The sequence below is a fragment of the Rhizobium sp. AAP116 genome (assembly GCF_001295785.1).
In the GTDB taxonomy this organism is placed as follows: domain Bacteria; phylum Pseudomonadota; class Alphaproteobacteria; order Rhizobiales; family Rhizobiaceae; genus Allorhizobium.
Genome location: NZ_LJIB01000009.1, coordinates 1 through 15,717 on the forward strand (window position 1 = coordinate 1; position 15,717 = coordinate 15,717).

Here is a 15,717-nt window from a genome sequence, read left to right on the forward strand (position 1 = left end):
CCCGCCATACCCTTGGCGCGGGCGACGACGCCGAGTGCGTGGGCGATGTAAGCGGCGTCGTCGGTCTTCAGCGCCTCATTGACGAAGACAGAGATCGCCTCGGGAGTGTCGAGGTCTTCGGCGGGATCGTAGTTGGTCAGGATTTCAGTCATCTGTTTCTTTCCAGATCCGGGCCAGGCGTTTCGCGGTCTCGATGTCTCTGACCTGGCTGCCCTTGTCTCCGCCGCAGAGCAAGAGAATGATCGTCGCACCCCGCTGCGTGAAGTAGATGCGGTAGCCTGGGCCGTAATGGAGGCGCAGTTCCTGCACGCCGCCGCCGACAGAGACTGCATCTCCGACATGGCCGAAGCCCCGGCGGTCAAGGCGCGCAGCGATCAAACCTGCGGCACGCCGGTCCTTCAGACCGAGGCGCCACTTTCGGAAAATCTCGGTCTGCTTCAACTCGAACATATTGTCGTCCAGAAACTACAAATGCACAAGCCCGGCGAAGTTACCCCCGCGCCTTGATCGCCGCCTGGGCCGCCGACAACCTCGCGATCGGCACGCGGAACGGCGAGCAGGACACATAATCCAGGCCGACATCCTCGCAGAAGTGGATCGAGGTCGGGTCGCCGCCGTGTTCGCCGCAGATGCCGAGTTTCATGTCGGGGCGGGTTTTGCGGCCGCGTTCGGCGGCGATGCGGATGAGTTCGCCGACACCGTCGAAATCGAGCGATACGAAGGGGTCCTGCACGATGATGCCCTTCTTCTGGTAGGTCGGAATGAAGCGGGCGGCGTCGTCGCGGGACATGCCGAAGGTGGTCTGGGTCAGGTCATTGGTGCCGAAGGAGAAGAATTCGGCGGCTTCGGCGATGATATGGGCGCGGATCGCGGCGCGGGGCAGCTCGATCATCGTGCCGACGAGATAGGAGATCTCGAGCTTTGCCTCGCCCATGACTTCAGCGGCGACCCGGTCGATGACGGCCTTGACGTAATCGAGCTCGGATCGCAGGCCGACCAGGGGCACCATGACCTCAGGGACCACGGGGGCGCCCGTTTCGCGGGCGGCGGCAACGGCAGCCTCGAAGATGGCGCGGGCCTGCATTTCGGCGATCTCGGGATAGGAGATGGCAAGACGGCAGCCGCGATGGCCGAGCATGGGGTTGAACTCGTGCAGGGCATCGATGCGGCGGCGCATGAAGCCGGGTTCCAGCCCCATGGCGTTTGCCACTTCCTCGATCTCGTCATCGCTCTTCGGCAGGAATTCGTGCAGCGGCGGGTCGAGCATGCGGATCGTCACCGGCAGGCCATGCATGATGGTGAAGAGCTCGGTGAAGTCAGAGCGCTGCATGGGCAAGAGCTTGTCGAGCGCGGCGCGGCGGCCGGCCTCGTCTTCGGCGAGGATCATCTCGCGCATCACATGGATCCGCTCACCCTCGAAGAACATGTGTTCGGTGCGGCAAAGGCCGATGCCTTCGGCGCCGAAGGAACGGGCGGCGCGGGCGTCGGCGGGCGTGTCTGCATTGGTGCGCACCGTCATGCGGCGGGTGCGGTCGGCCCATTGCATCAACTGGGCGAAATCGCCCGAGAGTTCCGGCTGGAGCATGGGCACTTCGCCCTTCAGTACCTGGCCGGAGGAGCCGTCGATGGTGATGATGTCGCCCTTGGTCAGCGTGACGCCCATGCCAACCAGCTTCTCATTGCGCAGGTCGACGCGCATGGTGCCGGCACCGGAGACGCAAGGGATGCCCATGCCACGGGCAACGACGGCCGCATGGCTGGTCATGCCGCCACGGGTCGTCAGGATGCCCTGGGCTGCATGCATGCCGTGGATGTCTTCGGGGCTGGTTTCGACGCGGACGAGAATGACCTTGCGGCCTTCGCTTTCGGCTTCGACCGCCTCTTCCGCCGTAAACACGATGGCGCCGGTCGCCGCGCCCGGCGAGGCGGGCAGGCCCGAGCCGATGACATGGCGAGTGACGCGCGGGTCGATGGTCGGGTGCAGCAGCTGGTCGAGCGATGAGGGCTCGATGCGCATCACCGCCTCTTCCTCCGAGATCAGCCCTTCCGCCGCCATGTCGACGGCGATCTTCATCGCGGCCTTGGTCGTGCGCTTGCCCGAGCGGGCCTGCAGCATCCAGAGCTTGCCGCGCTCGATTGTGAATTCGAGATCCTGCATGTCGCGGTAATGGGCCTCGAGCCGGTCGCAGATCGCGCAGAATTCGGCAAAGGCCTCCGGCATCAGCTTTTCGAGCGAGGGCTTGTCGGAGCCTGAATCGATGCGGGCCGCCTCGGTGATCGATTGCGGCGTGCGGATGCCGGCAACGACGTCTTCGCCTTGCGCATTGACCAGGAATTCGCCGTAGAGTTCCTTGGCGCCCGTGGAAGGGTTGCGGGTGAAGGCGACGCCGGTGGCGGAGGTGGAGCCCAGGTTGCCGAAGACCATGGTCTGCACGGTGACGGATGTGCCCCAGCCTTCGGGGATCGAATGCAGCATGCGATAGGTCTGGGCGCGCGGGTTCATCCAGCTGGAAAAGACCGCGCCGATCGCGCCCCAGAGCTGGACATGCGGATCCTGCGGAAAGGGCTCGCCCAATTCCTGTTCCAGCACTTCCTTGTAGAGTTTCACGACCTGCTGCCACTCGGAGGCCGAGAGATCGGTGTCGAGTTCGTGGCCAAGCCTTGCCTTTTCGTCCTCCAGGATTTCCTCGAAGACCTCGTGATCGAGGCCCATGACGACATCGCCATACATCTGGATGAAGCGGCGATAGCTGTCCCAGGCGAAACGGGCGTCACCCGAATGCTCCGCGAGCGCCTCGACCGTGTGGTCATTGAGGCCGAGATTGAGGACGGTGTCCATCATGCCGGGCATGGAGGTGCGCGAGCCGGAGCGGACGGACAAGAGAAGCGGCTGGCTGGTGTCGCCAAAGGCGCGGCCTGTTGCGGCCTCGATGCCGGATATGCCGCGGAGAACCTGGGTCTTCAGCTCGTCGGCGAGCGTCTTTCCACTCTTGTAGAAAAGGCCACAGGCATCTGACACGATCGTGAGGCCGGGCGGAACCGGCAGGCCAAGCGCCGCCATTTCGGCGAGATTGGCCCCCTTGCCTCCCAGCTGCTCGATCTCGGCCCTACTCCCCTCGGCCGCTCCTCCGCCGAAGGTGTAAACCCACTTGCGCATTGCCCTCTCCACCCGAACAGGCTTGTTTTTCCACCGTTTACAGCAATTGTGACGGATTGGAAATGTTCAACAGACAAGTTTATGCTGCAATGCATCATAATTGCGGCAGATCTCGCCTCGAAGGCTCACGCGGATGTGAAATTGCGTGGAGAGACGTGAAAGACAGATTTCGACGCGGCATTGTAAGCAAGGCCTACAAGTGCAGGGATAGATGGGGACCGAAATGACTGTTCACTGGACGCGGCGCCAGCTTTTGCGGCTGGCCGGAGCGGCAACACTGACCGGAGCGCTCACCGGAGCGCTGAGTGCGGAGGGGATCGAGACCCAGACCGCGCTTCCGGCGGCGCAGACGCCACAGCTGCCTTTCGGTCTGACGCGCCCAGTGCATGTCGGCGAGGTTTGCCTGCGGGCGAAGGATGTCGCGCGGCTCAAGGCCTATTACACCAGCATGCTGGGGCTCGACGTGCTGACGGATGCGCCCGATGCCGTGACGCTCGGGGCGGGCGGGACGCCGCTCCTGCATATCCTTGCCCGGCCGGATGCGACGCCCGAGGCGCCGGGCCAGGCCGGCCTTTATCATACCGCCTTCCTGATGCCTGACCGTGCCGATCTCGCCCGCTGGCTGGTGCATGTGGCCCGCAGCCAAATTCCGCTCACCGGCTTTGCCGATCACTCGGTGTCGGAAGCGGTATATCTGATGGATCCCGAGGGGAATGGCGTCGAGGTCTATAGCGATCGCCCGCAGGAGACCTGGCTCTGGGCCGGCAATACGGTGACCATGGGCAGTCGTGAACTCAACATCGACGACATCTTCATCAAGACGAAGACGCGCACGGACCGCGACGAGTATACGACCGTCCCGGCCGCGCTGCGGATCGGTCATATCCATCTGAGGGTCGGCGGGCTGGAAACGGCGCGCGCCTTTTATGCCGATGGGCTTGGTCTGGACGTGGTGGCCGGCAGCGATCAGCGTGGCGCGACCTTCCTGTCGTCGGGTCGCTATCACCACCATATCGGCGCCAATATCTGGGAAAGCCGTGATGCCGGCCCGCGTCAGGAGGCCATGACCGGGCTCGACTGGTTCTCGCTGCACACGACCGATGAAGCGATCCTTGAAGGGCGCCGCGCAGATCTTCAGGCGAAGGGCTTTGCCGTCAGCGCCATCGAAGGCGGGTTCGAGGCGCTGGATCCCTGGGGCACACGTGTCCGGCTCAAGCGGGTTTGACGTGCCAGGACCGGGCTGATGTTACAGGGTCATCACGCAATGCAATAAACGGTCACGCAAAATGACCAGACAAATCAATTGAGGGTGATGCGCTCCGGTCCAGCGTTTGCTAGTTGGCATTCTAGTAAATTGTAATCCGGAATCAAACATGACCCTGACCAGCCCGGTTTCACTGACTGAGATCCCGCAGAACAACCTTTACCAGAAGGGCGACGTGTTCGTTCTCTTCGGCGAATTGTTCGGTCGTGGCTATGTGACTGGCCTGCTCGACCAGGCCAAGAAGGCCGGCATGGAGATCATCGGGATCACCGTCGGTCGCCGTGACGAGAACAACAAGCTGCGTCCGCTGACCGACGAAGAGCTTGCCCAGGCGGAAGCCAATCTCGGCGGCCGGATCATCAACGTGCCTGCCATGGCCGGCTTCGATCTCGACGCGCCCGAAGGCGAAAAGACGCCGACGGACCTGCTTGCTTCGCTGACGCTGGAAAACTGGGAAACGGAAAAGCTCGACTGGGCGCATATCGAAAAGTGCCGCCAGGTTGGCGTGTCGCGTTTCCAGGATGCCGTTGCCAAGATCATGGCTGAGCTGGAAGGCATGATTGCCGATGGCCGGAATGTGCATTTCGCCCACACGATGGCCGGCGGCATTCCGAAGGCCAAGGTCTTCCTCGTTCTTGCCAACCGCATCTACAAGGGCCGTGGCGCGCGCCACATGTCCTCTCAGGTGCTGCTCGACAGCGATCTCGGCAAGCTGATCCTGCAGAACTTCGACGAAGTCTCCGCCAACACCTTCCGTCACCTGATCGAGGGCAGCACTGCTATCCGCAACCGCATCGAAAAGAGCGGCGGCCAGGTGCGTTATTCGGCCTATGGCTATCACGGCACGGGCATCCTGATCGGCGACGAATATCGCTGGCAGACCTATACGAACTACACTCAGGGCTATGCCAAGATGAAGCTCGAGGCGATTGCCGAGGAGGCTTACGCTTCCGGCATCAAGGCGACCGTCTTCAACTGCCCTGAGATCCGCACCAACTCGTCCGATGTCTTCGCCGGCATTGAGCTGCCGCTTCTGCCGCTCCTGAAGGCGCTGAAGAAGGAAAATCCCGGCGCCCGCACCGAAAAGATCTGGGCCGACTGCGAGGCGCTGCTGGTCGAGGGTGCGACCGTCGAGGACGTGCTCAAGAAGATCGCCGACTTCCAGGCAAGCGACGTGATGATCCCGTTCTACGACTTCAACAACTGGCCGATGCCCAACAGCCAGGGCCAGTCCGACATCACCATCGGCACCTCGCAGGAGATTGCGCAGATGCACAAGGACGGCAAGGCGCTGATCTCGGACTATCTGAGCGTGCTCGTGGTCGAAGCAACCGGCGCGCTGATCTTTGGCGAAATGGCCAATCCGTCTGCGCCGGTGCTCTGGCTGAACCATGACATGGTCGCGCGGCAGATCAACAAGGCCGGCTGAGCGCGCGAAACGAATAGGCAGTAGCCAAGGTCTGATGGTGCCGGGAGCCTCGCTTCCGGCATTTTTCGTTTCGCGAGGCCCCCTCCTTCGTCATCCTCGGGCTTGTCCCGAGGATCTACTGCCGCTGCTATTGGCTCGACCTTTCAGTCCGCTCCTTAAGCCTCCAATACATGGCAAGCCTTGGCAGATCCTCGGGACAAGCCCGAGGATGACGGCGTGTGTGGGGCGGCGAGCACCAGCCTGAACCTGGCATAGGCCGTGAGCTGACCTGTCGAGACGCACGGTCTTTTCTGGGGAGAACCGATCGGCCGCCGCAACGGCTGGACTTGGCACACCGATGCTGGCACGCACATGACTGGTCATCAGACAAATCGAGTCTCCCCGATGCATTTCCAGCCGCAGTATCGTGTCTATATCGCCTTCTTTCTGTTTGCCATGTGTACGGGATCGCTGTTCTCCCGGCTGCCCGACCTTCAGCTGCAGCTCGGGGTCAACAAGGCCGAACTGGGGCTGACGCTGATCGGCATGGCGATCGGCTCGCTGATTTCGCTCACCCTGTCCTCCCCGCTGATCGTCCGACTCGGTTCGCGCACGACGCTTGCCATCTCCCTGCTCGGCGTCATGGCGCTCTTGTCCCTCATCTCGCTTCTGCCTTCCGCCCCTCTCGTCTTTGCCACGCTCTTCGCCGTCGGACTTCTCGCCGGCGCGCTGGAGATCTGCCTTAATGTCGAGATCGGGCGGATCGAGGCGCAGGCCGGATTCGGCATCATGAACCGCGCCCATGGCTGCTGGAGCCTCGGCTTCTTCGTCACGGCGATCACTGCCTCGCTGGTCCGGCAGGCGGGGGTGACGATGCAGGTGCATATGCATGTGCTGCTGGGACTGATGTTCGTCATCGGTGCGATCACGATCGCGGGCATGAAGAATGCGCCTGTCCTCACCACCGCCGGAGCCGAGGACAAGGCACCGCATTTCGCGCTGCCGACGCTTTCGCTGCTGCCGCTCTGCATCATCGGCACCTCGGCCTTCCTGATCGAGGGTGCCGGCATCGACTGGTCGACGATCTACATGGAAGAAGTCTTCGACGTCTCGCCGTTCATTTCCGGATCAGGGCTGACGCTGTTTGCCTTCTTCATGGCGCTGGCACGCCTGACGGTCGACCCGGTCGTCGATCGCTACGGCGCACGGCTCGTCGGGCGGGTGTTGCTTTCGGTCGCAGCAGTAGGCATCGCCATGGCCTGGATTGCGCCGTCTCCGACGATTGCCCTTCTCGGCTTCGCTCTGATGGGCGCCGGCTGCAGCGCGGTCTATCCGATGGCGGTCTCGGCCGCGGCCCAACGCACCGATCGCCCCGCCGTGATCAATGTCGCGGCGATCGCGCAGATGGCCTTTGTCGTCTTTTTCCTCGGGCCGCCGCTTCTGGGCTTCGTGGCCGAGGCCTTCGGCATCCGTAACGCCTATCTCGTCTGCCTGCCCCTAGTGCTCGGATCGATCCTCGCCAGCGGCGCGCTGCCGGTTGGGCCTGCTCGGCGGCAGAAGCTGGCGGCTTGATTCAAGAGCGCGTCAGAAACGTCAACTCCTCCGGCGTCGGATCGCCGAAGATCTTGATGCCAAGCTTGGCGTCAGAGACATAAAGCAGGGCCCGCTTGCCGTCCTCGGAGTAAAGCACGCGGATCCAGCTTGTTTCGCAGGTCCGCGGCTCGCAGGCGCGGAAGAGCTGCATGCGCTTGTCCTTGACCGCGACCTCCTCGGAGGCAAGTGCCACGTAACGCGGCTGGCGCACCAGGGCGCGCACCCAGAAGGGCAGCCCCGGCTGGCCCTTGAGCATCTCCATCAGGCTGTCGCGATGCGCCGGCGAGGTTGCCAGCACGCTCGGCAGGTAGTTGCCGGCAAGCGAGGGGGATGCGGTCTGGGCGTGGAGGGGGGCGGCGCTCACAGCCGCCAGGAGGCCAAGGGCGATGAGGTGGCGTTTCATACTACCTCCCTCTCGCGCAGGGCCTCCGCCGTCTGCAAATCAACGGAGACGAGCTGGCTGACGCCTTGCTCTGCCATGGTGACGCCGAAGAGGCGATTCATGCGAGCCATGGTGATGGGGTTGTGTGTGATGATGACGAAGCGGGTCTCGGTCGAGGCGGCCATTTCGTCCATCAGGTTGCAGTAGCGCTCGACATTGTGGTCGTCGAGCGGCGCGTCGACTTCGTCCAGCACGCAGATCGGCGCAGGGTTCGTCAGGAAGACGGCGAAGATCAGGGCCATGGCGGTCAGCGCCTGCTCGCCGCCCGACAGCAGCGTCATGGTCTGCGGTTTCTTGCCCGGCGGGCGGGCGAGGATTTCGAGGCCGGCTTCGAGCGGGTCGTCGCTTTCGATCAGCTGCAGTTCGGCGGTGCCGCCATTGAAGAGGTGGGTGAAGAGGCGCTGGAACTGGGCATTGACGACGTCAAAGGCGGCGATCAGGCGTTCGCGACCCTCGCGGTTGAGGCTCTGGATGGCACCACGCAGCTTGCGGATCGCGTCGATGATATCGTCGCGCTCCTTGATGAGGGCGGCGAGCTTGTCCGACAGTTCCTTCTGCTCTTCCTCGGCGCGCAGGTTGACGGCGCCGAGCCGCTCGCGCTCCATCTTCAGACGGTCGAGATTGCGCTCGACCTCGCGCAGGTCGCCGATCTCGGAGGGGTCCTTGAGACCGGTCAGGCGGAAGGCCTCATGCGGGCTGACATTTAGCGTATCGCCGATACGGGTCTCGGCCTCGATGCGCCATTCGCGGGCAGAGACCAGACGCTCTTCGGCGCGGCCGCGCTTTTCTCTGCTTTCAGCGAGTTCAGCCAGGGCGGCTGCCGCCTTCTGGTCGGCCTCGCGCTGGCGGGTTTCTGCCTCGATCAGGCGATCGGCGGCATCGCGGCGGTCCTTCTCGGCCTTGTCGAGGGCGGTCATCAGATTGCGGCGCTTATCCTCGAATTCGTCGGGCGCCATTTCGAGATCGGTGATCTCGTCGCGGGCCTCGGCCTCACGCTCGCGCAGCGTTGCGATGTGTTCTTCCGCAGACTTGGCTCGGTTCTGCCAGTTCTGCTTTTCCTGGCGGATCGAGAGGATGCGGCGGCGGCGCATTTCATCTTCGCGGGCGAGGCCCTCGAAACGGGCGCGCGCTTCGGCGAGCAGGCCACGATCGCGGGCAACGACGGCCTCAGCTTCCCGCAGGCGGGCGTCGAGAGCAGAGAGGTCAGGCGTCTCCTCCATTTCGATGCGGGCGGTTTCTTCCTGCTCGACGATCTCCTCGATCTGGCCCTTCAACCCGTTCACGGCCTCCTCGATCACCTCGCGGCGGCGGATGAGGTCGCCTGAGGCGCGTTCGGCCTGGGCAAGGGCGTCGCGGGCTTCGGCCAGGCTTCGGACCGTCAGGCGGCTGCGGTCGCGGGCTTGCGTGAGACGCGCTTCCTCCGTGCGGATGGCGTCAGCGGCTTCGGCGAGGCGATCCTCAGCCTCGACCATCTGGTCACGGGCCTCCTCAGTCTCGCGCTCGATCTCTGCTAGGCGGTTCTTCTGGGCGAGACGCAGGGCGGCGGCACTCGGGGCGTCGGCGCCGGTGACATGGCCGTCCCAGCGATAAACCGCACCATCGCGGGTGACGAGGCGCTGGCCGGGGGCGAGTTTGGGCATCAGGGCAAGCGCTTCGGCTTCCTCGACCACGCCGATCTGGCGGAGTGCCCGGGTAAGCGCTGCGGGTGCGCGGACATGGGTGATCAGGGGCTTCGCGCCTGACGGCAGGCTTGGGTCCCCTGCCCCGTCGCCATTGCCATGCCAATGGGCAGGTGCTGTGGGATCGAGTGCACTGTCGAGATCGTCGCCGAGGGCGGCACCTAGGGCCGTTTCATAGCCGCGATCGACCGAGAGTTCGTCGGCGACCGGCGGGAAGTCGCCCGTGGTCGTTGAGGCGAGGATGCGGGCGATGGTGCGGGCTTCGGTCTCAAGCCCGTTGACGCGGGCACGCGCGGCGTCCAGCGGCTGGCGCAGATGGCTTTCGGTGCGGCGGGCTTCGGTCAGCGCTGCTTCCGCCTCCATGGCGGCACTCTCGGCGTCCGCGACGGCCTGTTCGGCGATCTCGACCATTTCGCGCTTTTCGTCCGGATCAGGCAAGGCTGCGATGCGGTCGGAGATGTCGGAGAGTTCGCGGGAGGCGTCCGACACCTGACGCTCCAGCCTTGCGCGGCGCTCCGTGAGGTCGCGGATGGCACGTTCCAGCTGGTTGCGGCCGGCAGCGGCTTCGGCGCGTTCGGCGGTCAGGCGGGTGAAGTCGCGTTCGCTATCGGCAAGCGTTGCAGCAGCGGCGTCGAAGGTCTCCTTCGCCTCCTCACCGAAGCGGCCGGCATCGGCGAGGATTTCCTGGAGTTCGGCTTCTTCCTCGGAAAGACGGGAAATGACCTCGGCATTCTCAGAGACGAGGCGTTCCTCACGGCGGATGTCTTCATCGAGCTGGGCAAGGCGGCGGGTCAGCTCATCGCGGCGGCGGAGAATCCGGTTTGCTTCTTCGTCGAGTTGGCTGCGGGCGATCTGCAGGCGCTGCAAGGCGGCGGCGCATTTTGCCTCCTCCTCGCGCAGTTCCGGCATCTTCAGGCTTGCGATGGCCTGGAGCTTGGCCGCCTCCATCTGGTGGTTCGCCTTTTCGGCGACCGTGGACATGGCCTGGTTCAAGGCGCTCTCGGCCTCGCCTTCAGCCTGCTTGGCCTGCGACCAGCGGATATGCAGGAGCATGGCGTCATGGGCGCGGATGTCGGCCGACAGTTGCTTGAAACGGTTGGCCTGCCGGGCCTGGCGCTTGAGGCTCTCGATCTGGCTTTCCAGCTGGGCGGTGATGTCTTCCAGTCGCTCGAGATTGGTTTCCGCCGCACGCAGCCTGAGTTCCGCCTCGTGGCGGCGGGAATGCAGGCCGGAAATGCCAGCGGCTTCTTCGAGCAATTGCCGCCGCGCCTGGGGTTTGGCCGAAATCAGTTCGCCGATACGACCCTGGCCGACCATGGAAGGCGAGCGAGCCCCCGTCGAGGCATCGGCAAACAAAAGCTGCACATCCTTGGCGCGGGCCTCCTTGCCGTTGATGCGATAGACCGAACCATTGCCGCGCTCGATGCGGCGGGTCACCTGGATCTCATCGGCATCGTTGAAGGCCGCCGGTGCCGTGCGGTCGGAATTGTCGAGATAGAGGCCGACTTCGGCCGAGTTGCGTGCAGGACGATTGCCGGAACCGGAGAAGATCACGTCGTCCATGCCGGACGCGCGCATGTTCTTGTAGGAATTCTCGCCCATCACCCAGCGCAGGGCCTCGACGAGGTTCGACTTGCCGCAGCCGTTCGGTCCTACGATGCCGGTGAGGCCCCGTTCGATGACGAATTCGGAGGGTTCGACGAAGGACTTGAAGCCGACAACGCGGAGGCGGTTGAATTTCATGGCGCCACCCTCCGCCGAAGCAACGCACGAAAAACGGGCGCACGGGTTTCCCCGGCGCCCGTCGTCAGAACGGATCGTCGATCAGAGCATGCTGTCGATGAGGGCCGACATGGAGTCAACCGACATGTCCCCCGAATAGGCCTTGCCATTGATCAGGAAGGTCGGAGTCGACTGGACACCGAATTCCTGGGCGCCGCGGTCGCGGACTGCCGACACATCACCGGCAAGCTGGGCGTTCGTCAAGCAGGCGTCGAAGCTCTCCTGTGTAAAACCGGCAAGCTTGGACATTTGCAGCATGGCATTGCGCACGTCGCCGTCGGCCGGCGCGGCCCAGGCGGACTGCTGCTTGAGAAGCGTGGAGACGAAGGGGAAGTAGCGCTCTTCGGTCGTGCAACGCGCCAGCATGAAGGCCGCCAGCGATGCGGTGTCCTGCGGGAACGGGAATTCGCGCACGACGAAATAGACCTTGCCGGTGTCGACATAACGCGCCTTGATTTCGTCGAAGGTGCGAACGTGGAAGTTTGCACAATGCGAGCAGGTCATCGACATGTATTCGATGATCTTGACCGGCGCGTTCGGGTCACCGAGCGCCATTTCCTTCAGCGGGCCGGGCTTCAATGCCTCTTCCATGTCGACGTCGCGATCGGCAGTCGGGATCTCGGCAGAGGTCGTCGAGGCGGTCGTCTCATTGCTGACAGCGGGTTTGGGCTCGGCACTGGCGGCCTTGTCTTCTGCGTCGCTGCAGGCGGTGAGTGCCAGACCGACGGCGGCAATGGCGATACCGCCGAGGAGGCGGCGCTTGGTGATCGAGAGTTCGGATGTCGACATGGGTCAGTTACCTGCGTTGCAAGGATCTTGGATGGCTTCACCGTTATAACGGCAAAAGGCGCCAAACAAGGCAGGCTCCCACCTGAAAAATCAAAGATCCGTGACCTTTTAACCGTAGCCACGGCAAAATTGCCGAGACCGGCAAGTCATGTGCCTGCCGGTCCGGCGTCACTTTAAGGCGCGTTTTCAGCGAACCACGGGACGGCTCACCAGCGACTGGACCGTGTAAACGAGGATCGCGATGCCGATGGCCCCCATGGCGGCGACGCCGAGCAACACGATGACATCGACGGGGCCGCCGATGTCGCCAAAGCCGGAGCGGGTGACGGCCTGGACGAACCAGACGGCGCCGATCGCGCCGAGCGGCATGGCAAGCTGGGCCAGCAGGAACTTCTTCCAGGAGACCTGGCGATCGCGGATCAGCACGTAAAGATAGGCGAGCGTGATCACGGCTGCAACCGCGACCATAACCCAGAACAGGGTATGGCCGAAGATCTCTTCGAGAACCGCGACGATCATTCCGACAGTCATGTCCTTCATGGCATCCTCCTCAGGCGCGACCGCGCAGCATGGCGTTATAGGTGGGTTTCAAGGCGATCTCCTTCATCAGCCAGGAAATCCAGAGCTCTTCCAGCGGGGCGATCAGTCCGGGGAAGGACGGGACGAGATTGTCCTTGTAGTCGAACTCGACCAGCATCGCCGAGCCGATGCGGGTGATCAGCGGGCAGGACGTATAGCCATCGTAACTTTCCTTGCTCTCGCGCCCCTCGATCTGGGCGACGAGCTGGTCGACGGCGACGGGCACCTGCCATTTGACGCTGGCCGCCGTCTTGCCCTTCGGCACGCCGGCGATGTCGCCGACCGCGAAGACCTCGGGATAACGCATGTGGCGCAGGGTGTGCTTGTCGACCTCGACCCAGCCCTGGCCCACCCATTTGTCGGCCCAGGGCAGCGGGCTGTTCAGGATGACATCGGGCGCCCGCATCGGCGGGATGACATTGGTGAAGTCATAGCCGAGTTCCTTGTCGCCTTCCGGCGTGGTGAAGGTGGCGATCTTGCGCACGGGATCGATCTTCTTCATCACGTGTTCGTAGACCGTGTCGATGCCACGCTCCTCATAGAGCATGCGCACTTTTTCGGAGACGATCGGCACCCCGAAAAGCGCCTTGTTGTGGGCAGCATAGACGATCTTGGAGTTGCTGCGGGTACCCTTGCGGGTCAGGTAGTCCTCGGTGAGGAAGGTGTATTTCAGCGGGGCGCCGGCGCATTTCATCTCGGTCGCCGGGCGCGAGAAGAGTGCGAGGCCGCCCTTGTCGGTGAAGCGATCCATCTCCGCCCAGGTCTTCTCGGCGTAATCAGGGCCTGCATAGACAGAACCGATGCCGTCCTTGCCGATCAGGTCAAGCGACATGCCTTCGATCGCCGCGTAGTCGAGCTTGAGACCGGTTGCGACGAACAGGAAATCGTATTCGATCGCCTTGCCGCTCTCCGTCACCACCTTCTTGCCGTCGGGATCAACTTCGGCCGCACCTTCCTCGATCCATTCGACGCCGGAAGGCAGCCAGTCGGCCGTGCCGGACACGGAATAGGACGCGGGCTTGAGGCCTGCGGCGATCAGCGTGAAGCCCGGCTGGTACCAGTGCTGCTTGCGCGGATCGAGAATGGTGATCCTGGCGCCGTCGAGTCGGTTGGACAACTGGTTGGCAAGCGCCGTTCCGGCCGCACCCGCACCAAGGATCAGAATTCGGGCATTGGTCTTGACGGGTTGTGCCGTCGCGCTGTGCAAAGGTGCCGCGGCCAGTGCCGCTCCACCGGCCGCCAGACCGAAAAATTGTCGTCTGCTGGTTTTCATTGCTTCCTCCCCCGGGGTGCAGCAAGTGCCCCCTTGCCTGTTCTGGATAACGCCTCGCCGAGACAGCATCGCCTACGGCTGGGCCTCCCAACGCTGATCGTTAAATATATATACTATTTCGTATCTTCGATGCAACGTAGTTATTGAGATTTCACACTAGACTGTCGTCGGGGATTTCCCTGCCCGCGCATTGCCGCGGGATCATCAGGCCTGTAACAATTCATCGCGGATGACCGATGAAGACGGCAAAGACCCAAACTTGGCCGGTCCAGTCGCGTTTGAGTTATTCTAACAAGATCTTAACGTGCCCTAGAGATTTCAGCTCGATCACAGTCAGAGTTCCTTTTCCCATGACGTTGCCGAAGAGCCGGGAGACTTTCTCTCTCGCTACCCATAATCTGAGCCTTGCACTTGCCACCTTTTGCGTGGCGTTGTCCGTGGGCGGAGCCCTGGCGCAGCAATCCCAAAACGTTGCGCCGCGGACGGGCAGCGCATCGATCGACGAGGTCGAGGCCAAGCGAGAAGCCTTGTTCGGCCGGATGATGGCAGCACCCGACGATCTCGACACCGCTTTCGAATATGCAGCGCTGTCCTCCGAGGCCGGCGATCTGGAAGGGGCGATCTCGACGCTCGAACGTATGCTGATCTACGCGCCCGGCCTGCCACGACTGCAGCTTGAGCTCGGCGTTCTCTATTATCGCCTCGGCGCCTACGAGACCGCGCGCCAGTATTTCGACGCGGCGAAGTCCGCAGGCGACATGCCACCGGAGGTCTCCGCCAAGGTCGATCAGTATCTTTCGGCCATCGACCAGCGCGGCGCCCCCTCGCAATTCTCCGGCATGATCAGGACCGGCATCCGGTATCAGAGCAATGCCAATGCGGGCCCGGGCAATTCGACGGTGACGCTGAATGGCCTGTCCTACACACTGGACGGCTTGAGCGTCGCCGGCGAGGACTTCAACGGCTTCGTCAATGGCGGGCTGCGCTATCGCCATGACACCGATATCCAGGGACTATCGCTGGAGGCAGGCCTTTCAGGCTATGCCGCCGGCTACCGCGACCGCAACACACTGAACACGGCTGCGGTCGAGGCCTATGCCGGCCCGGTCTTCGATCTTGGACGTTTCGGGCTCGACGACCGGACGCTCTCCGTCCTCCTGACCACCAGCGGCGTGCTGATCGAGGGCGACCGGTATATGGCATCCGCGGGGGTCTCGACGACGATCGACTGGCAGGTGACACCGGTCGACAGTCTTTCGGGCAGCCTGCAATACCGCTACGAGGATTTTTCCAACACCAAGTCCCGCCGGACCGCAAATCTGCAGAGCGGCCATCGTTTCGATGGCCAGTTTTCCTGGTCGCACAATCTCACTGAAGACTTCAGCCTGACGGGGCGCATTCTTGCGACCCGGCGCGACGCGGAGGTGGGTTACCTGTCCTCCAGCGAACTGGGCGGGGCGATCTCCGGTACCTATCGCTATGCCGCCCTTATCGGCGACGGGCCGGCCTGGATCTCCGGGGTGGAAGCGGCCGTCGCCGGACGCGGCTACGACGATCCCGACAGCATGATCAATTCGGCGACGCGTCAGCGAGACACCGACTTCAGCCTCAACCTGCGCCAGATCGTGCCGTTCAACGAGCGCGTGGCGCTCGTCGCAGAGGCCGGCTACCGCAAGGTCTGGTCGAACTATGACATCAAGAGCTTTGACAACATCTCGCTGTCGATCGGCATCCAGTCCGCGTTCTAGGAG

General features: G+C 63.3%; 11 protein-coding genes and 1 pseudogene. 4 read left to right on the top strand and 8 right to left on the bottom strand.

Annotated features, from left to right (window positions below; genetic code table 11):
- From IP85_RS22525 to ppdK, 3 genes and pseudogenes are all read right to left on the bottom strand, one after another.
- Positions 1–152 (bottom strand): annotated as a pseudogene (locus IP85_RS22525) (transcriptional regulator); the annotation flags it as partial.
- Positions 145–450, bottom strand: coding sequence for a type II toxin-antitoxin system RelE/ParE family toxin (locus IP85_RS08100; RefSeq protein ID WP_054149175.1), 306 nt, complete (start codon positions 448–450; stop codon positions 145–147). The gene IP85_RS08100 and the pseudogene IP85_RS22525, both read right to left, overlap by 8 nt.
- Before the next feature lie 40 nt (positions 451–490).
- Positions 491–3,157 (bottom strand): pyruvate, phosphate dikinase, encoded by a 2,667-nt coding sequence (gene ppdK / locus IP85_RS08105; RefSeq protein WP_054149176.1) that lies wholly within the window; start codon positions 3,155–3,157, stop codon positions 491–493.
- Positions 3,158–3,380: 223 nt separating this feature from the next.
- On the opposite strand from ppdK, the gene IP85_RS08110 reads away from it, so the two are divergent.
- The 3 genes from IP85_RS08110 to IP85_RS08120 all read left to right on the top strand — a co-directional run bounded on the left by IP85_RS08110 (position 3,381) and on the right by IP85_RS08120 (position 7,401).
- On the top strand, positions 3,381–4,382 hold the full coding sequence (locus tag IP85_RS08110; RefSeq protein WP_054149201.1) for a VOC family protein: 1,002 nt from the start codon (positions 3,381–3,383) through the stop codon (positions 4,380–4,382).
- A 154-nt stretch (positions 4,383–4,536) separates the two neighbouring features.
- On the top strand, positions 4,537–5,850 hold the full coding sequence (locus IP85_RS08115; protein ID WP_054149202.1) for a hypothetical protein: 1,314 nt from the start codon (positions 4,537–4,539) through the stop codon (positions 5,848–5,850).
- Positions 5,851–6,234: 384 nt separating this feature from the next.
- Positions 6,235–7,401 carry an MFS transporter gene (locus IP85_RS08120; RefSeq protein WP_054149177.1) on the top strand — a complete coding sequence of 389 codons (1,167 nt, stop codon included), beginning with the start codon at positions 6,235–6,237 and terminating at the stop codon, positions 7,399–7,401.
- Position 7,402: 1 nt separating this feature from the next.
- Here the strand turns inward: IP85_RS08120 and IP85_RS08125 are convergent, their stop codons facing one another.
- From IP85_RS08125 to IP85_RS08145, 5 genes are all read right to left on the bottom strand, one after another.
- A complete protein-coding gene (locus tag IP85_RS08125; RefSeq protein ID WP_054149178.1) occupies positions 7,403–7,825 on the bottom strand; it encodes an Ivy family c-type lysozyme inhibitor in 423 nt (140 codons plus the stop codon).
- Positions 7,822–11,286, bottom strand: a complete 3,465-nt coding sequence (locus tag IP85_RS08130; protein WP_054149179.1) for a chromosome segregation SMC family protein — start codon at positions 11,284–11,286, stop codon at positions 7,822–7,824. The genes IP85_RS08125 and IP85_RS08130 overlap by 4 nt, the downstream gene beginning before the upstream one ends.
- Positions 11,287–11,367: 81 nt before the next feature.
- Positions 11,368–12,114, bottom strand: a complete 747-nt coding sequence (locus IP85_RS08135) for a DsbA family protein (RefSeq protein ID WP_054149180.1) — start codon at positions 12,112–12,114, stop codon at positions 11,368–11,370.
- 186 nt (positions 12,115–12,300) lie between these two features.
- Positions 12,301–12,654 carry a DUF5368 domain-containing protein gene (locus IP85_RS08140; protein WP_054149181.1) on the bottom strand — a complete coding sequence of 118 codons (354 nt, stop codon included), beginning with the start codon at positions 12,652–12,654 and terminating at the stop codon, positions 12,301–12,303.
- Positions 12,655–12,664: 10 nt separating this feature from the next.
- A complete protein-coding gene (locus IP85_RS08145) occupies positions 12,665–13,966 on the bottom strand; it encodes an FAD/NAD(P)-binding oxidoreductase (protein WP_054149182.1) in 1,302 nt (433 codons plus the stop codon).
- A gap of 350 nt (positions 13,967–14,316) precedes the next feature.
- Here IP85_RS08145 and IP85_RS08150 point away from each other — a divergent pair, with 350 nt between their 5' ends.
- Positions 14,317–15,714, top strand: a complete 1,398-nt coding sequence (locus IP85_RS08150; protein ID WP_156322786.1) for a tetratricopeptide repeat protein — start codon at positions 14,317–14,319, stop codon at positions 15,712–15,714.
- Positions 15,715–15,717: the final 3 nt, after the last annotated feature.